Source organism: Polaromonas sp. P1_E1_2 (genome assembly GCF_056406035.1).
In genome coordinates this window covers 1-1,586 of the sequence record NZ_JBFUAZ010000789.1, presented here as the reverse complement: position 1 = coordinate 1,586, position 1,586 = coordinate 1, and the positions used below count along the sequence as shown (strand labels likewise).

Sequence of the window (1,586 nt, the reverse complement as noted above, 5' to 3'; positions counted from 1 at the left end):
GTCGATACCCTGAAGACACAGTACCAAGATCAGGATAGGGAGGCTGTTCTCTGCACCGCCGTGGAGCACGCGGCACTGGATGTGATTTTGTGGATGAACGACCAGCAACCGATAGACTGGTTTTCCGAGGTCAAAAGCGTCAGTGGGYGTAGCAATGACTCGCCCTTCCCTCAGCTGTACGAGCAGCCGTTTAATTGGCCCTCGGGGAACACCGATCTTGTGTTCCTTGACCACCTCATCAGCGGGATTGCGTCCAGCGTGGAAGCACTGGACCGGGTCGCAGTCTATATTTCGGGCCGCAGCGAAACAGCCCCGCTGCTGAGAAAACTTCGTCAATTGGGTGCCACCTTGGGGCAAGTGACGCTCTGCAACGGTGATTCGGCTTTCCCGTTGTGGCGGGCGATGGAGGAGGGTCGCATTGACAATGCCAGGACGCTGCTGGAACTGGGTGCGCCGATTCCGGACGAGGTAGGCGGCGAGCCCTTGGCGGAGACATTCGCTGAGCAGGCCATGGGCTATCGCGATGACGTTGATCCGGCGGCCTGGGAAGCTCTTTTCAAGCAATACGGCTTGTTATAAGCGTCAATAGCTATTCACTCGAAGTGATGGGGCCTGAGCGGCGCCACCAGCCATCCACACAGGAATAGGTTTTTACATGTCCGAACAGTTCTCCGTCAAAATCAAAATCGCCAGCGCCGAGAAGTCCTCGCGCGAGTTGCTCACCCAGTTGGCCTCAGCCCTGGGTGAAGATGACTATGCCGCCATGCGGCAGATAGTCACCGAGGTGCTCAAGGGCGCACCGAGCGGCAAAGACGCAAGAGCGCTGGTTGCCGCGCTGCTGCTGCCGTGCTCGGAATACGGCCCTGCTGAAGTTCCGTTTCTGGATGCGCTGTGCGGCGCGCTGGAAGATGCGAGCGCGTACCTGCAGGTTAGCGGCAGCAAGAAGCTCAGCATCGAACTGGGTGGCGCAGACAACGGCACGGCCGATGCGGTGGCCTACCTGCTGGCACTGCTGCACAGCCTGCCCGTTGATGGCCTGGAGGCGACGGGCAAGGGCTTCACGTGGATGGCCAAGTGGGCTTGCGACGCGCAGGGGATTTTGCAAACCGCATCGTATGAGCCTCTGGATGAGGGTCAGAGAATTGATCCCAAGGCGGACGAAAAGCTGCGCCGCAAGGTTCAAAAGGAGAACAAGGCATTCCTCAACACACCTTTGCGCGGGCTCGTGGATGCCTTGCCTGCCGATCTTCCCATGGGGCTGATCGATGCCGTTGGTTTGGACCAGATACTGGGGCACACGTATGCGGAATTGATAGGCCAGATTGCGGCCCTGCCCGATTGGACTGGCCATGACTTTCGGGTTGGCGTACATGGACAAGCATTGACGGCACGCGACCTGGGCGACCAGTTGCGCATCAATATATGGAACGCGCCAGGCAACAAACAGAGCATTGAGTTGGAGCTGCGCGCTGAACTCTCGGAAACGGGCATGCACAAGCACTTCACGGACTTGCTGCGCGAGGTTGGATACAACAAGGACTTGAGCGACATTGGCTGGTTCGACTGGGAGTCCAGCGGCATCAAGG

The 1,586-nt window shown here is 58.8% G+C and carries 2 protein-coding genes; both read left to right on the top strand.

Annotation, left to right across the window (positions count from 1 at the left end; translation table 11 throughout):
* Positions 1 to 579 (top strand): hypothetical protein (locus tag AC1D1P_RS22905; protein ID WP_477674575.1); only part of this gene is annotated, 579 nt, incomplete at its 5' end.
* A gap of 76 nt (positions 580 to 655) precedes the next feature.
* On the top strand, positions 656 to 1,586 hold a 931-nt coding region (locus AC1D1P_RS22900), incomplete at its 3' end, for a hypothetical protein (protein ID WP_477674574.1).